Annotated in this window: 14 protein-coding genes; 3 read left to right on the top strand and 11 right to left on the bottom strand. The window is 63.9% G+C overall.

Annotated elements, in window-relative coordinates; genetic code table 11:
• Positions 1 to 231: 231 nt before the first annotated feature.
• From ACODSD_RS12170 to ACODSD_RS12135, 8 genes are all read right to left on the bottom strand, one after another.
• On the bottom strand, positions 232 to 1,326 hold the full coding sequence (locus ACODSD_RS12170) for a polyamine ABC transporter substrate-binding protein (protein ID WP_107799589.1): 1,095 nt from the start codon (positions 1,324 to 1,326) through the stop codon (positions 232 to 234).
• 742 nt (positions 1,327 to 2,068) lie between these two features.
• Positions 2,069 to 3,412: a prephenate-dependent tRNA uridine(34) hydroxylase TrhP gene (trhP, locus tag ACODSD_RS12165; RefSeq protein WP_488877475.1), complete on the bottom strand. Its 1,344-nt coding sequence runs from the start codon at positions 3,410 to 3,412 to the stop codon at positions 2,069 to 2,071.
• 32 nt (positions 3,413 to 3,444) lie between these two features.
• Complete coding sequence (locus ACODSD_RS12160) at positions 3,445 to 3,864, bottom strand: hypothetical protein (RefSeq protein WP_107799591.1); 420 nt, start codon at positions 3,862 to 3,864, stop codon at positions 3,445 to 3,447.
• Between the two features lie 166 nt (positions 3,865 to 4,030).
• Complete coding sequence (locus ACODSD_RS12155) at positions 4,031 to 4,246, bottom strand: hypothetical protein (RefSeq protein ID WP_227107940.1); 216 nt, start codon at positions 4,244 to 4,246, stop codon at positions 4,031 to 4,033.
• A gap of 32 nt (positions 4,247 to 4,278) precedes the next feature.
• Positions 4,279 to 5,112: a ferritin-like domain-containing protein gene (locus ACODSD_RS12150; RefSeq protein WP_488877474.1), complete on the bottom strand. Its 834-nt coding sequence runs from the start codon at positions 5,110 to 5,112 to the stop codon at positions 4,279 to 4,281.
• Positions 5,113 to 5,269: 157 nt separating this feature from the next.
• A complete protein-coding gene (locus ACODSD_RS12145) occupies positions 5,270 to 9,133 on the bottom strand; it encodes an ATP-binding protein (RefSeq protein ID WP_488877473.1) in 3,864 nt (1,287 codons plus the stop codon).
• A 10-nt stretch (positions 9,134 to 9,143) separates the two neighbouring features.
• The gene (locus ACODSD_RS12140; protein ID WP_107799595.1) at positions 9,144 to 9,875 is read right to left on the bottom strand and encodes a response regulator; all 732 of its coding nucleotides are present in this window, start codon (positions 9,873 to 9,875) and stop codon (positions 9,144 to 9,146) included.
• Positions 9,872 to 11,086 carry an EAL domain-containing response regulator gene (locus ACODSD_RS12135; protein ID WP_158274294.1) on the bottom strand — a complete coding sequence of 405 codons (1,215 nt, stop codon included), beginning with the start codon at positions 11,084 to 11,086 and terminating at the stop codon, positions 9,872 to 9,874. Before ACODSD_RS12135 ends, ACODSD_RS12140 begins: the two co-directional genes overlap by 4 nt.
• A 206-nt stretch (positions 11,087 to 11,292) precedes the next feature.
• Between ACODSD_RS12135 and fliW the strand changes: the two genes are divergently transcribed.
• Both fliW and ACODSD_RS12125 read left to right on the top strand, forming a co-directional pair.
• Complete coding sequence (fliW, locus tag ACODSD_RS12130) at positions 11,293 to 11,727, top strand: flagellar assembly protein FliW (RefSeq protein ID WP_107799597.1); 435 nt, start codon at positions 11,293 to 11,295, stop codon at positions 11,725 to 11,727.
• Positions 11,727 to 12,293, top strand: a complete 567-nt coding sequence (locus ACODSD_RS12125; RefSeq protein ID WP_107799598.1) for a DNA-3-methyladenine glycosylase I — start codon at positions 11,727 to 11,729, stop codon at positions 12,291 to 12,293. The genes fliW and ACODSD_RS12125 overlap by 1 nt, the downstream gene beginning before the upstream one ends.
• A 59-nt stretch (positions 12,294 to 12,352) precedes the next feature.
• Here the strand turns inward: ACODSD_RS12125 and clpB are convergent, their stop codons facing one another.
• Positions 12,353 to 14,932, bottom strand: coding sequence for an ATP-dependent chaperone ClpB (gene clpB, locus ACODSD_RS12120; RefSeq protein ID WP_107799599.1), 2,580 nt, complete (start codon positions 14,930 to 14,932; stop codon positions 12,353 to 12,355).
• Between the two features lie 244 nt (positions 14,933 to 15,176).
• Between clpB and ACODSD_RS12115 the strand changes: the two genes are divergently transcribed.
• The gene (locus tag ACODSD_RS12115; RefSeq protein WP_107799600.1) at positions 15,177 to 15,659 is read left to right on the top strand and encodes a hypothetical protein; all 483 of its coding nucleotides are present in this window, start codon (positions 15,177 to 15,179) and stop codon (positions 15,657 to 15,659) included.
• A gap of 159 nt (positions 15,660 to 15,818) precedes the next feature.
• Here the strand turns inward: ACODSD_RS12115 and ACODSD_RS12110 are convergent, their stop codons facing one another.
• Entirely contained in the window at positions 15,819 to 16,316 is a 498-nt protein-coding gene (locus ACODSD_RS12110; protein WP_235088254.1) for a LexA family protein, read from the bottom strand.
• A gap of 10 nt (positions 16,317 to 16,326) precedes the next feature.
• A complete protein-coding gene (gene selD, locus ACODSD_RS12105) occupies positions 16,327 to 17,367 on the bottom strand; it encodes a selenide, water dikinase SelD (RefSeq protein ID WP_488877472.1) in 1,041 nt (346 codons plus the stop codon).
• Positions 17,368 to 17,378: the final 11 nt, after the last annotated feature.

Here is a 17,378-nt window from a genome sequence, read left to right as displayed (position 1 = left end):
CCTCCCGTCTGACGCGGGCGGTGGCTGGGCGGCTTCCTCTTGATCTCTCCTCGGAGTCCGGTCCGGCCCGCTGCTCGCTAGGCCGGAAAGCCGGCTCCAGGCCACCCACAGCCGACGGCTGGATGGCCCGGGACTATTCTCCACGCTGCGCCGGACGCGGCCGCCCGCGGGCCGCGCGGCGCGGGCCCGGGGTGGCGGATCGGCATGGGTTCGTCAGGTCCGGTCTTGTGGTCAATGACCGGTCTTAAGCTGTGTCCACAGCCGGTTTTGCAGGCGCATGATGTCCGCCGGCAAGGGCTTGAGCAGGAACAGCGTCTTCACCACCGCCTCCGGCGGATACACCGCCGGATCGTTGGCGATTTCCGGCTTCACGAATTTGCGAGCGGCGGCGTTGGCGGTGGGATAGAACACTTCATTGGTGATCGCGGCGTTGACTTCCGGCGACTGGATGTAATTGATCCATTTGTGCGCCGCCTCCGGATGCGGCGCGTCCTTGGGCACCACCATCACGTCGAACCAGAGCGGCGCGCCGCTCTTGGGGATCACATAAGCCAGCTGGTAAGGCCGCTTGGCCTCGCGGGCGCGGTGCTTGGCGATGTTGATGTCGCCGGAGAAGCCCAGCGCCAGGCAGATGTCGCCGTTGGCCAGGTCGTTGATGTAGCCCGAGGAGTTGAACTGGGTGATGTAGGGCCGGATTTTCTTCAGCGCGGCGAAGGCGGCCTGGTAGTCGGCGGGGTTCTTGCTGTTCGGGTCCTTGCCCAGATGGTGCAAGGCGACGGCGAACACGTCGTTGGCCTGGTCCAGCACCGACACGCCGCAGCCTTTCAGCTTGGACACGTATTTGGGATCGAACAGGATGTCCCAGCTGTCCAGCGGCGTATCCTTGCCCAGCGCCGCCTTGACCTTGTTCAGGTTATAGCCCAGGCCGTCGGTGCCGTAGGCCCAGGGCACGCCGTGGGCGTTGCCCGGGTCCGCGTCGACGATCTTGGCCATCAAGGCCTTGTCCAGATTGGCCAGATTGGGCAGCTTGGATTTGTCCAGCTTCTGATAGATGCCGGCCTCGATCTGCTTGGCCATGAAGTTGGACGTGGGCGCCACGACGTCGTAACCGGCGCGCCCGGTCAGCATCTTGGCCTGCAAGGTGTCGTCGCTGTCGTAAACGTCGTACTTGACCTTGATGCCGCTCTGTTTTTCAAACCCGGGGATGGTGGACTTGGCGATGTAGTCCGACCAGTTGTACACGTTCAGCGCCTTGTCTTCCGCCTGCGCGCCCATCGCGGGGAGCAGCAGCAGCGAACAACACAGATTGCGAACCAGCTTCTTCATGACAGGTTTCCTCAATGGAACGACCGCAGCCGGCGTAGGCGCGGCCTGACCGACGACAAGTTCAGCGCCGCCCTCCTCGCCCGTTGCCGGGCCATGACGCCGCTTCCTCTCCCTTGGCGGCGGAAGCCACCCAAGGCCCAAGGCGATGCCTGCGCGCCGAAACGCCGTTGCCGGCGACTGCCGACGACACGCGCCGCATTGCCAACTTACACTGCATCGCGCGAGATTCCAGCTGTCCGTTCGCTACGATTTGTAAGAGCCGGCCCGCAAGCCGCCGCGCATCGGAATGAGGCGCGCGGCTCGCGAGCGCTCCCGAGATCGCGGACAACTTCCACGCGCCTGCTCCAAGCGACAAGGTGCCAAGGGTCATTATGGCCCGCGCGCCGTCGAAACGACGGCGCGCGGACAAGGGAAACCTGTGCGGAAAACCGGCTGGCGCCGCCCCCAACAGGCTGCGGCCGGCCTCCATCGTCTCCTCTTCTTTCTCATCTCTCCGCGTCCAGCGTGTGTTTAATAAAATTCACACATCTATCTGTAACGCCATTACTTTTTAACCATGTTTTTAGAGCTGCGCAACTTTTATCGATGCTGCCGCGCAAAAAAATAAACACGATTACCACAGACTGTGCTCGTCACGTTAACTATGTTCAACATTCAACAGCCCGTTTCCCAAGCTGGCGGCCATGAAAAACGGGCGGCCGCAATGGCCGCCCGCTTAGGCGAAAATCCGCGTCGACGCGCTTCAGAACAACCGCGCCAGCAAGGCCTTTTCCTTGCCATGCATGCCGGGGATCTTGACCTGCATGCCGTTGCCGGCCGCCACTTCCACCGGCAGGTCCTTGCGCGTCATCTGCGCCAGCTCGATGATCTGATTGCCGCTGGGGTGGATCACTTCGATGCGATCGCCCACCGCGAAGCGGTTCTTCACCTCGATCAGCGCCCAGCCGTCGGCGTCCACCGACAGCACGTCGCCGACGTACTGGCTCTGCTTGGCCTTGGAATGACCGGTGAGGTAGTTCTGGTATTCCTGGGTCTGGTGACGCTCCAGGAAGCCCGGGGTGTAGCCGCGGTTGGCGAGGCCGTCCAGCTCGGCCAGCAGGCCGAGGTCGAACGGGCGGCCGGCCACGGCGTCGTCGATCGCCTTGCGGTAGACCTGAGCCGCGCGCGCCACGTAGTACAAGCTCTTGGTGCGGCCCTCGATCTTCAGCGAATCCACGCCGATTTTGGCCAGCTTCTCCACCTGCTCCACCGCGCGCAGGTCCTTGGAGTTCATGATGTAGGTGCCGTGCTCGTCTTCGATGATGGGCATCAGCTCGCCGGGACGGCTGCCTTCTTCGATCAGATAGGTCTTATCCGCCAGCGGATGGCGCTCGGCGCCGCCGCAGGAGGCGAAACTCTGATTGGCCTCTTCCAGCGCCTTGTTGAAGTCGAACTGGATGGTCTGCACATCGCCGGCGTCGTCGCCCTGAGTGTCGTGCACCTTGTAATCCCAGCGGCAGGCGTTGGTACAGGTGCCCTGGTTCGGATCGCGGTGATTGAAGTAGCCGGACAGCAGGCAGCGGCCGGAGTAAGCGATGCACAGCGCGCCGTGCACGAAGACTTCCAGCTCGATGTCCGGGCATTGCTGGCGGATTTCGGCGATCTCGTCCAGGCTCAGTTCGCGCGACAGAATGATGCGCGACACGCCCAGCTTCTGCCAGAACTTGACGCCCATGTAATTGACGGTATTGGCCTGCACCGACAAATGGATGGGCACTTCCGGCCATTTTTCGCGCACCATCATGATCAGGCCGGGATCGGCCATGATCAGCGCGTCCGGCTTCATCGCGATCACCGGCTCCATATCGGCCATATAGGTCTTGATCTTGCTGTTGTGCGGCAAGAGGTTGCTGGCGACGAAGAACAGTTTGCCGCGCGCGTGGGCTTCGTCTATGCCCTGCTTCAGCTCTTCCAGCTTGAAGTCGTTGTTGCGGGCGCGCAGGCTGTAGCGCGGCTGGCCGGCGTAGACGGCGTCGGCGCCGAAGTCGTAGGCGGCGCGCATCTTGTCCAGCGTGCCGGCCGGCAACAGAAGTTCTGGTGCTTTCATTGTTTATTCTGTGGGTTCGTTGAGCGGTGGGCTCAGTGCAGCAGACAGGACATCGGCAGCGGCTCGCGGTCCGGCTCGACAAAGCCTTTGCGCGCCGAATCGTCGTCCAGGCGCTCTGAAGAATAGTGTTGCAGAATCACGGCGCGGGGGTCGGCCAGCATGTCCGGGCAGTGGCTGGCGAACGCCTCCCAATCGTCCAGCAACTGCGGCTGGCTGGCCATCCGGCTGTACAGAATCACCAGGATGGCCATGGTCAGGGTGTGGTGGTACTTCATCGCCGCGCCGTTCACCATGGCGAAACGGGACAGCGCGCGCGCGCAGCGGGCGGCGGCTTCCGGCGCCGGATATTGGCGGCGGTAGGCCCAGGCGGCGTACAGGTGCGCGCGGTGGTTGAAGTCGGATGCAGGCAGCGCGTTGGTTTCCAATTGGCGCAGGAATGCCTGATGGTCCATGACTCGGTTTCTCCGAAAATTCCAAAAAGCAAAGGCTCCACCCAATGTGGAGCCCTGACCCTTATCGATACGGGGGCGATTATGCGCGGCCTGCCGGTGGCAGTCAAGTCCGCGCGCCGTCCGCAAGCAACACTTTAAGCCGCTGTTTTAAAAATCCTTTTCCGGTTTAAGGTCTTTTCGCCAATGCCAACAAAGCGCTGAACTGGCAGATCAGGGCCAGCAGCATCGCCAGCGGACACAGAATGGCCAGCAAGGGGCCGGGGCCGCCGTCCAGGCCGCGCCACAGCGCCGAGCTGAGCGCAAAGGCCAAGGTGCTGAGCAGCAGCACCGTCATGGCGAAGCGCCGCTGCCTTTGCATCTTCTTAAACAAATTCAATAGCATGTTTCATCGTTCCAGGTGAGGCCGCCGGCATTCTAGCCGGCTGGAGCTGTGTCGTCTTCGCACAAGGCGCGCAGCGCTTCCAGCTCCTTGGCTGAAAACCCCGCCCGCTCGCGGGCGGCCAGATTATAGGCCCCGCGGTAAAGCTGGACATCGTGGCGCCGCAGCAGTTCCTGAAAACAGGCCTCCGGCTCCAGCCCCCGCTGCCGGCACAGCCGGCCGAACCAGGCGTTGCCGATGCGCACATGCCCCACTTCCTCGCGCAGGATGGTGTCCAGCACCGCCACGCTCGCGTGATCGCCAATGCCGGCCAGCCGCCGCTGAATGCCCGGCGTCACGTCCAGGCCGCGCGCCTCCAGCACCCTGGGCACCAGGGCCATCCGCGCCAGCGGATCGTAATCGGTCTTGCAACTCATCGCCCACAGGCCGTTGTGAGCGGGGAAATCGCCGTAGTCGTGGCCCAGCTCCCGCAGACGCCGCAGCAGGAGGGAGAAGTGGCGCGCTTCTTCCGCGGCGACTTGCAACCAGTCGCTGACGAAGGCGTCCGGCATCTCGCGGAAACGCCAGGCGGCGTCCAGCGCCAGGTTGACCGCGTTGAATTCGATATGGGCGATGGCGTGGAGCAGCGCGGCGTGCCCCTGCCGGGAGGACAGGCTGCGCTTGGGCACCTTGGACGGATGGACCAGTTCCGGCAGCGGCGGCCGTCCGGCCTCCGGCAAAGGATAGGCCGGCGGCGCGTCCGCGCGGCGCGGCAACGCGTCTAAACGCCAGCCGTGCAAGACCGCCGTCGCCAGCGTCATCTTGCGCTCGACGTCGTCGCACAGCAGCGCCGCTTCCAACTGCGGGTAAAGAGATGTCGACTCGCTCATGGCCGGGTATTTTAGCCGATCTCGCCTCGCCTCAGAACCTGTTCAAAGTCTAGCGGCCTGCGACAAAGCAAGCGGTTTCGCTCATACGGCGCATGGGCATTTCAATGCCCGGCGCCCCCGCCGCGTCGTCGGCGCGCTGCGGACTTTGAACCGTATCTCAGGCCGGATTGGTTTCATTCTGCCTGGCCAGCCAGGATTCGAACTCGGCCAGCGCGGCGTCGAAAGCCGGCATCAAGGCCGCCACTTGCTCCATCGCCTGGGCCTTGCCGGCCTTTTCCACCGCTTCGGCCGCCTCGCCCAAGGCCTTGATGCCCACCATGCGGCTGGCGCCCTTGACCCGGTGGGCGGCGAAGCTGACGCGGTCGCTGGAGCCTTCCGCGATGGCGCTGCGCAGTTCGGCCACGTCCTCGGCGTTGCCTTGCTGGAAGTCGCGCAGGATTTCCAACTCCACTTGCAGCTCGCCGTTGCTGTACACCTGCAGCACGGAGCGGTCCACCGGCCCGTCTTTCGGCCCGCCCTCAGGTTCGGCCTCGGCGGGCGGCGCCGCCGTTTTTGCCCCGGCCTCCGCCGTCGTCCACTTTTGCAGCGCGGCGGACAGCTCCGCAATCGACAGCGGCTTGGTCAGAAAATCGTCCATGCCGGCTTCCCGGGTCTTGTCCAGCTCCTCCTTGGCGGCGTTGGCGGTGCAGGCGACGATGGGAATACGGCTTCCTTCCGCTTCCTCCTGTTCGCGCGCGCGCACCAGCCGCGCCAGCTGATAACCGTCTATGCCCGGCATATGGCAATCGGTCAGGATCATCGAGTAGCGGCCGGACTGCCATTTGGCGAAAGCCTGCTCGCCGTCCTCGGCCCATTCCGCCGCATAACCCAGCTTTTCCAGCTGCTTGAGGGTGAGCTTGCGGTTGGTGGGATTGTCCTCGGCGAACAAGATGGGCAGCGCGCTCCGCTCCGGCGACGGCGCCGCGGTTTCGACCTCCTCTTCGCGCGGCGTCTCCGCCGGCACGTGGACCTGGGGCAGGCTGACCGGGGCCACCACTTGTTCCGACCACTCCGCCTCCAGCAGCAAACGCGCGCAACTGCCCTGGCCCAGCTCGCTCTCCAGTTCCACATGACCGCCCATCAAGCCGGCCAGCCGCCGGCAGATGGCCAGGCCCAGGCCGGTGCCGCCAAACCGCCGGGTGGTGTCGGAGTCCGCCTGGGTGAAGGGCTGGAACAGCCTGGACAAGCTGTCCTCGGACATGCCGATGCCGCTGTCCTCCACCTCGAAGCTGAGCGACTGGTAATTGGCCATGGTGCTGAGCACCTTGACGCGTATGGTCACGCCGCCCTGAGCGGTGAACTTGATCGCGTTGCTGATGAAGTTCTGCAAAATCTGCCGGACGCGCAAGGGGTCCAGCACCAGCGTCGGCGCCAGTTGCTCATCCACTTCCAACTGGAAATCCAGCCCCTTTTTATAAGCGTTTTCCTGATACAGGCTGCGGATGCTCTCCAGAAACGGCCGCGTCGCCGTCGGCGCGGTGACGATCTCCAGCTTGTCGGCCTCGATCTTGGAGAAATCCAGGATGTCGTCGATCAGCCGCAGCAGCGTGTGCGCGGAATCGTGTATCGTCGCCACCGCGTCCCGCTGCTCGCCGTCCAGCCGGGTCATGTTCAACAGTTCCAACATGCCCAGCACCCCGTTCATCGGCGTACGGATTTCGTGGCTCATGGTGGCGAGGAAGGCGCTCTTGGCGCGGTTGGCGGCATTGGCCTGGTCCCGCGCCATGCGCAGTTCGAATTCGGCCATCTTGCGTTCCGTGATGTCCAGGCAAGCCAGGATCATCACGCCCTCCACCGTTTCCGTCGCCACCATCTGGCCTTCGAACAGGACCCAGATCGGGAGGCCCGCGCCGGTCAGACATTCCAGTTCGCAGTGGATGCGGGTGCCCTGACGCATTTGCTGCAAGTGCTCGGTCAACTCTATCCAGCCTTGATCCGACGCCATCAGCTCCATCAAATGCATGCCCACCAGGCCGTAATCGCCGACGTCGAAAATCATCTCCGCCGTCTGGTTGGAGCGGGAAATCTGCAATTGCTCGTTCAGGCGCAGCAAACCCACCGGAGACGAGGCGAACACCGCCTCCTCTTCCTGCAACACGGTGCGCAACTGCGCCTCCGACACCTTGCGCCGCGCTTCCTCATCGTAAAAGCCCAGGATATTGGCGTAGGCGCCGATCAGCGGCTGCATGCCCACGCCCAGACGGAACACGTCCGGCTGCTGCATGCACACCGCCGCGGCGACATCGCCGCCCAGCATCACCGGCAGGGAAATCCAGGTGGAGCGCTCGCTCAGCAGCTGGAACAATTGGCTGAGCGGAGCCGCCGCGTGGGTGACCTCCTGCAGCGACGGCAATTCCGGCGGCCAGCTGCCGGCCTGCAAACGCAGGGATTGCCCGCATTCGTCCAGCGGCGACCAGGCCACCAACAGGCATTCGCGGGCGCCTGTGTGATGGCAGAACACGCGGTGCAACTCCTCGAACACCTTGTCGCGCGGCTCCCGCGCCAGCAGCATGCCCTCCACCACCGAAATCGCCGACAACAGTTCCACGCTGCGCTCCAGCGAGGTTTCGGCCTGCCGTCTTTGTTGCTCGTTGCGCACCGTCAGCATGCGCCAGCCGTGGTCTCGGCTATTGCTGAACTGGCTGAGCGAGATCGCCACGTAGAAGCGTTCGCCGTTGGCGGGCAAGCCTTCTCCGGCCAAGGCCACGGTTTCCTGATCGTTCAAGGCCTGGGTCAGATGCGCGGCGCCGCCCGGCACCTCCAGCAAGCTATAGGCCGACATGCCGTGCAAGGCCGCTTGCGGATAGCCGAACATCTTGCCGGCCCCGGCGTTGGCGATTTCGATCCGACCGTTGCGATTGACGATCAACACCGCGTCGCCGGAGGCGTCCAGCATATGCTTCAGCGCGGACAGCGGCCGCAATACGCGGCGCACCATGTAGTACAGCAACACCAGCACCAGGCTCAGCGCCAGCACGCCGAACAAGCCGTCGCGCACCATGCGCAGCAGATAAGTGCGCCGGCTTTCGTCAATGCGCTCGGCCGTCATCCGCTCCACCATGCCGAAGGTGCGCCGCAGCTCCTCATCCAGTTCCAGCAAGTTGACGCGGAAATTCGTGACCTGACGGAAAGACTGAACGCCGTCTATCTGTTCGTATTGCAGTTTGACGACCAGTTGCAGCTTCAGCGTCAAGGTGGTCAGATTGGTGAACGCCGCTTTCAAGGCGTCGTCGTGCACGCCCAGGATCACCGGGCGCAGCTGCTCCACCATGACCATGGCGGAGCTGAGCCGGAAGGCCAGATCGTCCTCGATGTCGCGGTTCATCCGGTGCCCCAGCTGCTCGCGCATGATCAGCGCCACCGCATTGCCGCGCAATTGCCCGCCCAGCTGCCACAGGCTCTGCTTGATCATCATCAGGCTGTTGAGCGTGGGGTCGCCCTGACTGGCCAGCTGCGCCATGTCCGCGGCCAGGATGCCGCCAGCCTCGTTGCGCATCCGCGCGGTGGCCAGGTAGAGCAGATTGCTCAGCGATTCGTTTTGAAAATCCGGCTGGCTCAATATCTTTGTGGTTTCATCGCGCAGCACCTTGAAATCGTGGGCCAGATTACGCAGCCGCCCCTGGCTGGAGGCGTCCGCCCCGGTCATGACGGGAACCGACGCCAGAGCCACCACGAACTTGGCGTCGGTGTCGCGGGCTAGCTGCTTCAGTTCTTCCTGTTGTTGCGGCGTAGGCGGCGATTTTGCCGTCAGCAGCAGCCGCAGCTTGCTGCTCTCCAGGTTTTCCGCGCTGACCGCCTGATACAAGGCCGAGATGTCTCGATTGAGCTCGGCCACGTGCCGGGCCCTGCGATAGGAGTCCCAGGACTCGTCCAACAGACGCAAAATGGCCCCGGTCTGCAGCACGCCCAGCAATAAGACGATCAGGATCACCGCGCGGCGGATGGATTTGATGTGCTCCTGACGCGGCCTGGAAAACTTCATCGACGGCCGCTCAGAGCTCACGTGACGACTCGGCCTCCGTCTCGGAAACCTCCTCGACGAAGAGCCGCAAAACACCGTAGCGGTCGCTGAAATCGCGCAGCACCGTGATCTGGTTGGCGGAGATGGCCGCGCCGCGCGGCAGCAGCAAATGGCCGTGCTTGCTGTGCAGGTCCTGAGCCAGCACCGCGCCCGCCTTCACCGTGAGCAGGCTGACCGCCATGCCAGGCGGCGCTTCGGGCAGCGCCGGAGCGTCGAACAGCCGGCCGAAAACCTTGCGGTCGTATTCGGTGCCGGTGGACACGCCGTAGTAGCTGAACGGATCGATCTCCGGCCGCTTGCGCTGCATCGCCGCCACGATGGCCTTCTCCACATCGGCCGGCTTCGGCGGCTTGACCACGAAGCCGTCTGCGTGCAACTGGCTGGCCAGCACCACATTGCTGCGGTCCGCATGGCCGGACAGGAACACAAAGGGCAGATTGGAAGGATTCATGGTGTGGCCGCAGCGCAGTTCCTTGAGCAGATCCATGCCGTTCATCGGCGCCATCTGCACATCGCACAGCACCAGGTCCACCATGCGGATATCCAGCAAGCGCATCGACGCGGTGCCGTCCGCGGTCTGGAAGATGGCGTCCGAGCGCATGCCCATGGTCTGCAAAGCCTGACTGATCAAGGAGCGCACCAGAGTCTGGTCGTCCACGACCAATATCCGCATCCGCGAGAAGTCCACCGCCGCGATACTCATCCCGCGCCCCCTTCCGCCGCCGCGGTTTCCTGACTCCGCCGCAAATAGTCGCTCAATTCGTTTTCACGCACCGGCAAGGCCATATAAGCGCCTTGCACGCAGGGGCAGCCCATCTCCTGCGCCAGCGTCACATCCTCCTCCTCGTCCACCCCGCTGGCGGTGATGGCTCCCGGCGGCAAGCCGTAGATGCGCAAGAAACGCAGCGCCTGCGGGTCCGCGCCCAGCATGGCGCGTATCCATTGCAGGGATTCGATGGGGATGTTCACATGGTCGAACGGCAGCTTGAGCATATTGCTCTGGGTCAGCGAACCGCTGCCGAAATGATCGGCGATCAGCCGGAAGCCCAGATACTTGATCTTGGCGACGTTCTCGAAAGCCTGGGCCGGCGATTGCTGCCCCAGCCCCTCGGCCAGCTCGAAACCCAGCAAGCGCGGCGGCACGCCGCGCTGCTGCAACTGGGCATGGCAGTGGTCGAATAGGTTCTCGCTCTCCAGACAGGCTTTGTCTATGCGCACGTTGACGCCGCACTCCTCGCCCAGGCCTTGCTGGCGCAGGCTGGCCAACAGGCTGGCGATGCGGGCCACCAGCTCTTCCAGCACCAGGGCGGAAACCCCCTTGCGGCGCGCCAGCACATTGAAAAGACCGGCGCCCCACTCCACCCGCCCCTGCGGCCGAATCAGGGCCGTCACGTCGAAGCCGGCGAGTCGATGGCCGGGCAGGCCCAGGATGGGTTCGATCTCCAGCTTGAATTCGCCGGAGCAGACGTCGGCGAAAAAGCCCTCCACGTCCAGCTGCTGCACCTGGTAGGCGCGCTCCAGATCGTTGAACACGCTATTGAGCGCGGTGAGAAAGGACTCCGCCGAGTACGGCTTGGACAGGAAGCGGGTGCTGCCTATGCCCAGGCTGCAAGCCATCTCGCTGATGGTGTTCAGGGTTTTGCCGTCATAGCCGGAAATGATCAGCAAGGCCGCCCGGTAGCCGAGCAAGGCCACGTGCTTGATGAAGTCGATGCCGTTCATGCCCGGCATGCCGATATCGGTGACGATCAGGTCGTAGTGGTTCTCCCCGATGCTGCGCAGCGCCTCGGCCGGGTCGCTGAACTCGTCGATGGCCACTTCGTAGCGACTAAAGAAACTGGCCTGGCGGGAAATCAGTTTCCGCAGCACCAGCTGGTCTTCAAGAATCAGAAACCGCTTGGCGGGCAAGCTCATGGGATCTCCCCTTAGCATCGCGCGCGGGCGCCCTGCCGGCTGTCCGCAACCCAATTTAGATACGACATTCGAGTAATATTGATATAGGCCGATAAGCCCTCGGCCACAACCACGGCTTGCAATCTTCGCGCGCGGCGGCGTTCCGCTTGTGCAATTGCCGTCGTCGCCATGCATAATGAGAGCATTGTCACGCCAGGAGGCACGCCATGCGGTTCCAGTCCAGCCAGCTCGGCCAAGTCGATATCGACGAGAGCACCGTCATCACCTTCCCGCGCGGCATTCCCGCGCTGGAAAACTGCACCCGCTTCAAGCTGTTCCACAACGCCACCCAGGCCCAGCCGCAGGTGTTCTGGCTGCAATCGCTTGACGACGCCGGCGTCATCTTCAGCATCACCACTCCGGAAGCGCTGGACATCCGCTATGAGATAGAGCTGGACGACGCCGAAGTGGCCGAGCTGCAATTGCAGCGGCCGCAGGATGTGGCCATTCTGCTGATGCTGAGCAATCAGGCCGATGAACAGCACCCGGCGCTGTCCACGATGAAGGCGAACATCCGCAATCCTCTGGTGATCAATCTGCAAAGCCGCACCGGCCTGCAAAAAGTGGGGCTGCAGTGCGACATCCTGCTGCATAACCGCTGATGCCGGCCCCGGCCCGCTGCGCCTGGTGCGGCGACGATCCGCTCTACGTCGCCTATCACGACGAGGAATGGGGATGTCCCGAGCGCGACGACCGCAAGCTGTTCGAGATGCTGATTCTGGAAGGCGCGCAGGCCGGCCTGTCCTGGATCACCATCCTGCGCAAGCGCGACGGCTACCGCCGCGCTTTTCACGGCTTCGACCCGGTCAAGGTGGCGGCGATGGACGACGGCGACGTTGAGCGCCTGATGCAGGACGCCGGCATCGTGCGCAACCGGCTGAAGATCCGGAGCGCCATCCGCAACGCCAAGGTGTTTCTGCAGATGCAGCGGCAACACGGCAGTTTCGCCGACTGGCTGTGGGCGCATGTTGACGGCCGGCCGATACTGCGCCGCCGCGACGACGAGCGGGTGCCCGCCAGCACCGAGCTGTCCGACCGCATCAGCAAGGCGCTGAAAAAAGCCGGCATGAACTTCGTCGGCAGCACGGTGATTTACGCCTATCTGCAGGCCTGCGGCGTGGTCAACGACCACATGTCAGCCTGCTTCCGCCACCCCGATCGCGGCTGAGCGCGCCGCCCAAAGAAAAAGCCCGGATTCCCGGGCTTTTTTTACGAGCGGGCCTGCGTTCAGGCAAAGCTCAGATGGCCGTCCCGCGCTTCCACCAGGATGGTGGATTTCGGCGGGTATTCGCCGGCCAGGATGGCCTTGGCCAACGGGTTTTCCAGTTCGGACTGGATTGCCCGCTTCAAGGGCCGCGCGCCGTAGACCGGATCGAAGCCGGCTTCGGACAGCAAGGCCAGCGCCTCCTCGCTGATCTGCAAGTCCAGATCCAGCTTGGCCAGCCGGCGCTCCAGGCTCTTGAGCTGGATGCGGGCGATGGACTTGATGTGCTGCTCGCCCAGGCCGTGGAACACCACCACCTCGTCGATGCGGTTGATGAACTCCGGCCGGAACTGGGTTTTCACCTCCGCCATCACCGCCAGCTTGATCACCTGGTAATCGTCGCTGTCCATCGCCTGAATCTGCTGGCTGCCGATATTGGACGTCATCACCACCACGGTGTTCTTGAAATCCACGGTGCGGCCCTGGCCGTCGGTCAGACGGCCGTCGTCCAGCACTTGCAGCAGGATGTTGAACACGTCCGGATGCGCTTTCTCCACCTCGTCCAGCAAGATCACGCTATACGGCTTGCGGCGCACCTGCTCGGTCAGATAGCCGCCCTCCTCGTAACCGACATAGCCCGGCGGCGCGCCGATCAAGCGGGACACCGAATGCTTCTCCATATACTCGGACATGTCGATGCGGATCAGGTGATCTTCGCTGTCGAACATAAAGCCGGCCAAGGTTTTGCACAGCTCGGTCTTGCCCACGCCGGTCGGCCCCAGGAACAGGAAGGAGCCGTAAGGCTTGTTGGGATCGGCCAGGCCGGAACGGGAGCGACGGATGGCGTCGGCCACCGCGCTGACCGCCTCGTCCTGCCCCACCACGCGCTGATGCAGCACCTCCTCCATGCGCAACAGCTTGTCGCGTTCGCCTTCCAGCATCTTGGACACCGGAATGCCGGTGGCGCGGCTGACCACTTCCGCGATCTCCTCCGCCCCCACCTGGGTGCGCAGCAAACGGTTGGGCCTGGCCTGCTCGCCGGCGCCGGCCGCCTCGGCGTCCTGCAGCCGCGCCTCCAGCTGCGGCAGCTTGCCGTACTGCAGTTCCGCCAGCTTCTGCCAATCGCCCTTGCGCTTCAGGTCCTCCATCTCCACCTTGAGGCGCTCGATTTCCTCCTTGATGCTCTGCGAGCCCTGTTGCGCGGCTTTTTCCGCCTTCCAGATCTCGTCCAGGTCCGCATAGGCGCGCGACAGCTCGGCGATCTCGTCCTCGATCAGCTTCAGCCGCTTTTGCGAGGCCTCGTCGCTTTCCTTGTTCACCGCCTCGCGCTCGATCTTCAGCTGGATCAGCCGGCGGTCCAGCCTGTCCATCTCTTCCGGCTTGGAATCCAGCTCCATCTTGATGCGGCTGGCGGCCTCGTCGATCAAATCGATGGCCTTGTCCGGCAAGAAGCGGTCGGTGATGTAGCGCTGCGACAACTCGGCGGCGGCGACGATGGCCGGGTCGGTGATGTCCACGCCATGGTGGATTTCATACTTTTCCTGCAAGCCGCGCAGGATGGCGATGGTGTCCTCCACCGAGGGTTCGCCGACCAGCACTTTCTGGAAGCGGCGCTCCAGCGCCGCGTCCTTCTCGATGTAACGGCGGTATTCGTCCAGCGTGGTGGCGCCGATGCAATGCAGCTCCCCGCGCGCCAGCGCCGGCTTCAGCATATTGCCGGCGTCCATCGCGCCCTCCGCCTTGCCCGCGCCCACCAGGGTGTGGATCTCGTCGATGAAGATCAGGGTCTGGCCGTCGTCCTTGGCCAGATCGTTCAACACCGCTTTCAGCCGCTCTTCGAATTCGCCGCGAAACTTGGCGCCGGCGATCAGCGCCGCCAGATCCAACACCAGCAGGCGCTTGTTCTTCAGGCTTTCCGGCACTTCGCCGTTGACGATGCGCTGGGCCAGGCCCTCGACGATGGCGGTCTTGCCGACGCCGGGCTCGCCGATCAACACCGGGTTGTTCTTGGTACGGCGCTGCAATACCTGGATGGCGCGGCGGATCTCGTCGTCGCGGCCTATCACCGGGTCCAGCTTGCCCAGGCGCGCGCGCTCGGTCAGGTCCTGGGTGTACTTCTTCAAGGCTTCGCGCTGGCTCTCCGCGTCCTGGCTGGACACGCTTGCGCCGCCGCGCACCGCGTCGATCGCGGCCTGGATCGCCGCCGGCTGGCCGCCGTGCTCTTTCAGCAACCGCGCGGCCTCGCCCTTGTCCTGGCTCAGCGCGGACAGGAACAGCTCGCTGGCGATGAATTCGTCGCCCAGCTTCATCGCCGCCTTGTCGCTCAGGTTCAGCAGATTGGCCAAATCCCGCGAGACGGTGATCTCGCCGCCATTGCCCTGCACCCGCGGCAGACGCTGCAAAGCCTGGTTCAAGCCGGCTTTCAGGCCGGGCACGTTGACGCCGGCGCGCGCCAGCAGGCCGGCGATGCCGCCGTCGGCGTCGTCCAGCATGGCCAACAGCAGATGCTGCGGCTCGATGTAAGCATGGTCTTGAGACAGGGCCAGGCTCTGGGCATCCCCCAGCGCCTGCTGGAACTTGGTCGTCAGCTTGTCGAATCGCATGGAGTGGCTCCTTCGGAAGATTGATAAACACTATCTGGGCATGGCCAGTTGCTTTTCAAGCCTCGCAATCGTCGATCTTGAACCCGATTTTCCCTCAGACGCATTTTATTTATGGCGCTGGCAAAAAATTTAATCTATGCATTAAATCAAGAGCGGAACCGGACTGGCCCAACAAGAGCCGCCCACCCAAGTCCCGAGCCGCCTGACTTGCGTAATCGCTTATCTTCCTTAAAGGGGTATCACCATGAAGCCACTCCTGGCCGCCGGCCTGCTATTGACCGCCTGTTCCCTGGCCCACGCCGACAATGATCTTTCCCTGCTGGCCTACGGCGCGTCCATACACAGCCAATGCAGCGGCAAGCGTTGCGATTTCAACGGAGAAAACCCCGGCCTCGGGCTGGAATGGGCGCCGCTGGGCAACGACGCGGACGGCCGTTGGATCGGCCGCGTCGGCTCTTATCGCGACTCCTTCCGCGAAACGGCCTGGTTCGTCGCCGGCGGCTGGCGCAAGGAATGGCAGCTGGGATCCAGCCCGCTCTACGCCGGCACCACCTTATTGGTCGGTTATCTGGACGGCTCCGGCGTCAAGCAGGTGGTCGCCTTCCCCATGCTCAGCATAGGCACTCGCAAACTGGCGCTGGAAGTGGGCTATGTGCCCAAGATGGACTACACCCCGCACAAGACGCGGGTTGCCGTCACCACCTTCAGCCTGCGCTGGACCTTTTAAGAACCTGTTCAAAGCCTGCCGTGCTTCGGCGATACGACGTTGAGAGCACCGTCGAAATGCTCATAGACCCTATGTGCATTACGCTTGCTCAGCCGTTTTCGCCTGGTATCGCCCTAGCTCGCAAGACTTTGAAATAGGCGCTAAGCCGCGCCGGCAAACTCAGCGCAGCGAACGCACCACCGAGCTGACCACGCCCCAGATCTCGACATCGGTCTCCGCCTGTAAATCGGCGTAGCCCGGCTGAGCGGCGCGCAAGCAGGCGCGATCAGGGCTCAGGTGCAGCCGGCGCACCAGGAATTCCTCGCCCGCCACCGCTACCACCACATCGTTGTGACGCGGCGGCAGCATGCGATCGACAATCAGCAAGTCGCCGTCGAAAATGCCGGCCCCGGCCATCGCGTCGCCGGCGACGCGCACGAAGAAACTGGTGTCCGGGTGCTGGATCAACAAATCGTTGAGGTTGAGCGAACGCTCGAGATAGTCGTCGGCCGGCGATGGGAAACCCGCCGCCACACTGCCGTCGAACCAAGGAATCTGGGCGTCGTCGGCGCTGGCGCGCCGCGCGCCGCCCACCCGCCCGGGCGCCAGCCGCGCCAGCTCCGTCAAGGGCCGGTCGCGGGCGGCCAGCCGCAGGCGCTCCGGACGCGCGTCTTTCACGTCGCGCCGCTCAGCGGACGATGACGCGGGCCTCGCCCGCGGCCAGGCGGCCGATCTTGGCCGCATAGCCGAAACCGGCGCGCTGGAAACGCGCCAACACCTCGTTGGCCTGCTCCGGCGCCACCGCCGCCAGCAAACCGCCGCTGGTCTGCGGGTCGGCCAAGAGCCGCAGCTGCCACTCCGGCAGCCCCGCGCCAAAATCGACGTGCTCGCCGAAACTGGTCAGATTGCGCTCAATCGCGCCCGGACCGCAGCCTTGCTCCGCGAAAGCGCGCGCCTCCTCGATCACCGGCACCGCGGCCATATCGATGTGCGCCGCCAGCTTGGCGCCCTTGCACACCTCCAGCGCATGGCCCAACAGGCCGAAACCGGTGACGTCGGTCAGCGCGTGCACGCCGTCCATGGCCGCCAGTTCCGCTCCGACGGTATTCAATTTGGTGGTGGAAGCGATCAAGGCCTGGTAGCCCTTATCATCCAGTTCCCCTTTCTTCATCGCCTGCGCCAGCACGCCCACGCCCAGGCCCTTGCCCAGGATCAGCACATCGCCGTCGCGCGCCTCGCTATTGCGCTTGAGCTGGTCCGGATGCACCACGCCCAAGGCCACCAGACCGTAGATCGGCTCGGGGGAATCGATGGAATGGCCTCCGGCGAGCGGGATGCCCGCGGCGTGGCATACCGACTCTCCGCCGGCAAGGATGTCGCGGATGGTTTCCACCGGCAACACCTTCACCGGCATGCCGACAATGGCCAAGGCCATGATGGGCGTCGCGCCCATCGCGTAAATGTCGGACAGCGCGTTGGTGGCGGCGATGCGGCCAAAGTCACGGGCGTCGTCGACGATGGGCATGAAAAAATCAGTGGTCGCCACAATGGCTTGCGAGGCGTTCAACTGATACACCGCGGCGTCGTCGCTGGTTTCCGCCCCCACCAATAGATTGGGGAAAACCATTTTTTCCTTGGCCGTCGACAAAATGGACTCCAGCACCGCCGGGGCAATTTTGCAGCCGCAGCCGCCGCCGTGAGACAATTGCGTCAATTTGATTTCAGCCATTTGCGGACTCC

This window comes from Chromobacterium sp. FG22, from assembly GCF_057809415.1.
Note: the sequence above shows the minus strand (reverse complement) of the source record. Positions and strands in the feature narration are given on the sequence as shown.

What these genes read in the sequence shown, in the direction of transcription:
- ACODSD_RS12170 (WP_107799589.1), bottom strand. Translation starts at nt 1,326, where the DNA reads ATGAAGAAGCTGGTTCGCAATCTGTGTTGTTCGCTGCTGCTGCTCCCC.
- trhP (WP_488877475.1), bottom strand. Translation starts at nt 3,412, where the DNA reads ATGAAAGCACCAGAACTTCTGTTGCCGGCCGGCACGCTGGACAAGATG.
- ACODSD_RS12160 (WP_107799591.1), bottom strand. Translation starts at nt 3,864, where the DNA reads ATGGACCATCAGGCATTCCTGCGCCAATTGGAAACCAACGCGCTGCCT.
- ACODSD_RS12155 (WP_227107940.1), bottom strand. Translation starts at nt 4,246, where the DNA reads ATGCTATTGAATTTGTTTAAGAAGATGCAAAGGCAGCGGCGCTTCGCC.
- ACODSD_RS12150 (WP_488877474.1), bottom strand. Translation starts at nt 5,112, where the DNA reads ATGAGCGAGTCGACATCTCTTTACCCGCAGTTGGAAGCGGCGCTGCTG.
- ACODSD_RS12145 (WP_488877473.1), bottom strand. Translation starts at nt 9,133, where the DNA reads ATGAAGTTTTCCAGGCCGCGTCAGGAGCACATCAAATCCATCCGCCGC.
- ACODSD_RS12140 (WP_107799595.1), bottom strand. Translation starts at nt 9,875, where the DNA reads ATGAGTATCGCGGCGGTGGACTTCTCGCGGATGCGGATATTGGTCGTG.
- ACODSD_RS12135 (WP_158274294.1), bottom strand. Translation starts at nt 11,086, where the DNA reads ATGAGCTTGCCCGCCAAGCGGTTTCTGATTCTTGAAGACCAGCTGGTG.
- fliW (WP_107799597.1), top strand. Translation starts at nt 11,293, where the DNA reads ATGCGGTTCCAGTCCAGCCAGCTCGGCCAAGTCGATATCGACGAGAGC.
- ACODSD_RS12125 (WP_107799598.1), top strand. Translation starts at nt 11,727, where the DNA reads ATGCCGGCCCCGGCCCGCTGCGCCTGGTGCGGCGACGATCCGCTCTAC.
- clpB (WP_107799599.1), bottom strand. Translation starts at nt 14,932, where the DNA reads ATGCGATTCGACAAGCTGACGACCAAGTTCCAGCAGGCGCTGGGGGAT.
- ACODSD_RS12115 (WP_107799600.1), top strand. Translation starts at nt 15,177, where the DNA reads ATGAAGCCACTCCTGGCCGCCGGCCTGCTATTGACCGCCTGTTCCCTG.
- selD (WP_488877472.1), bottom strand. Translation starts at nt 17,367, where the DNA reads ATGGCTGAAATCAAATTGACGCAATTGTCTCACGGCGGCGGCTGCGGC.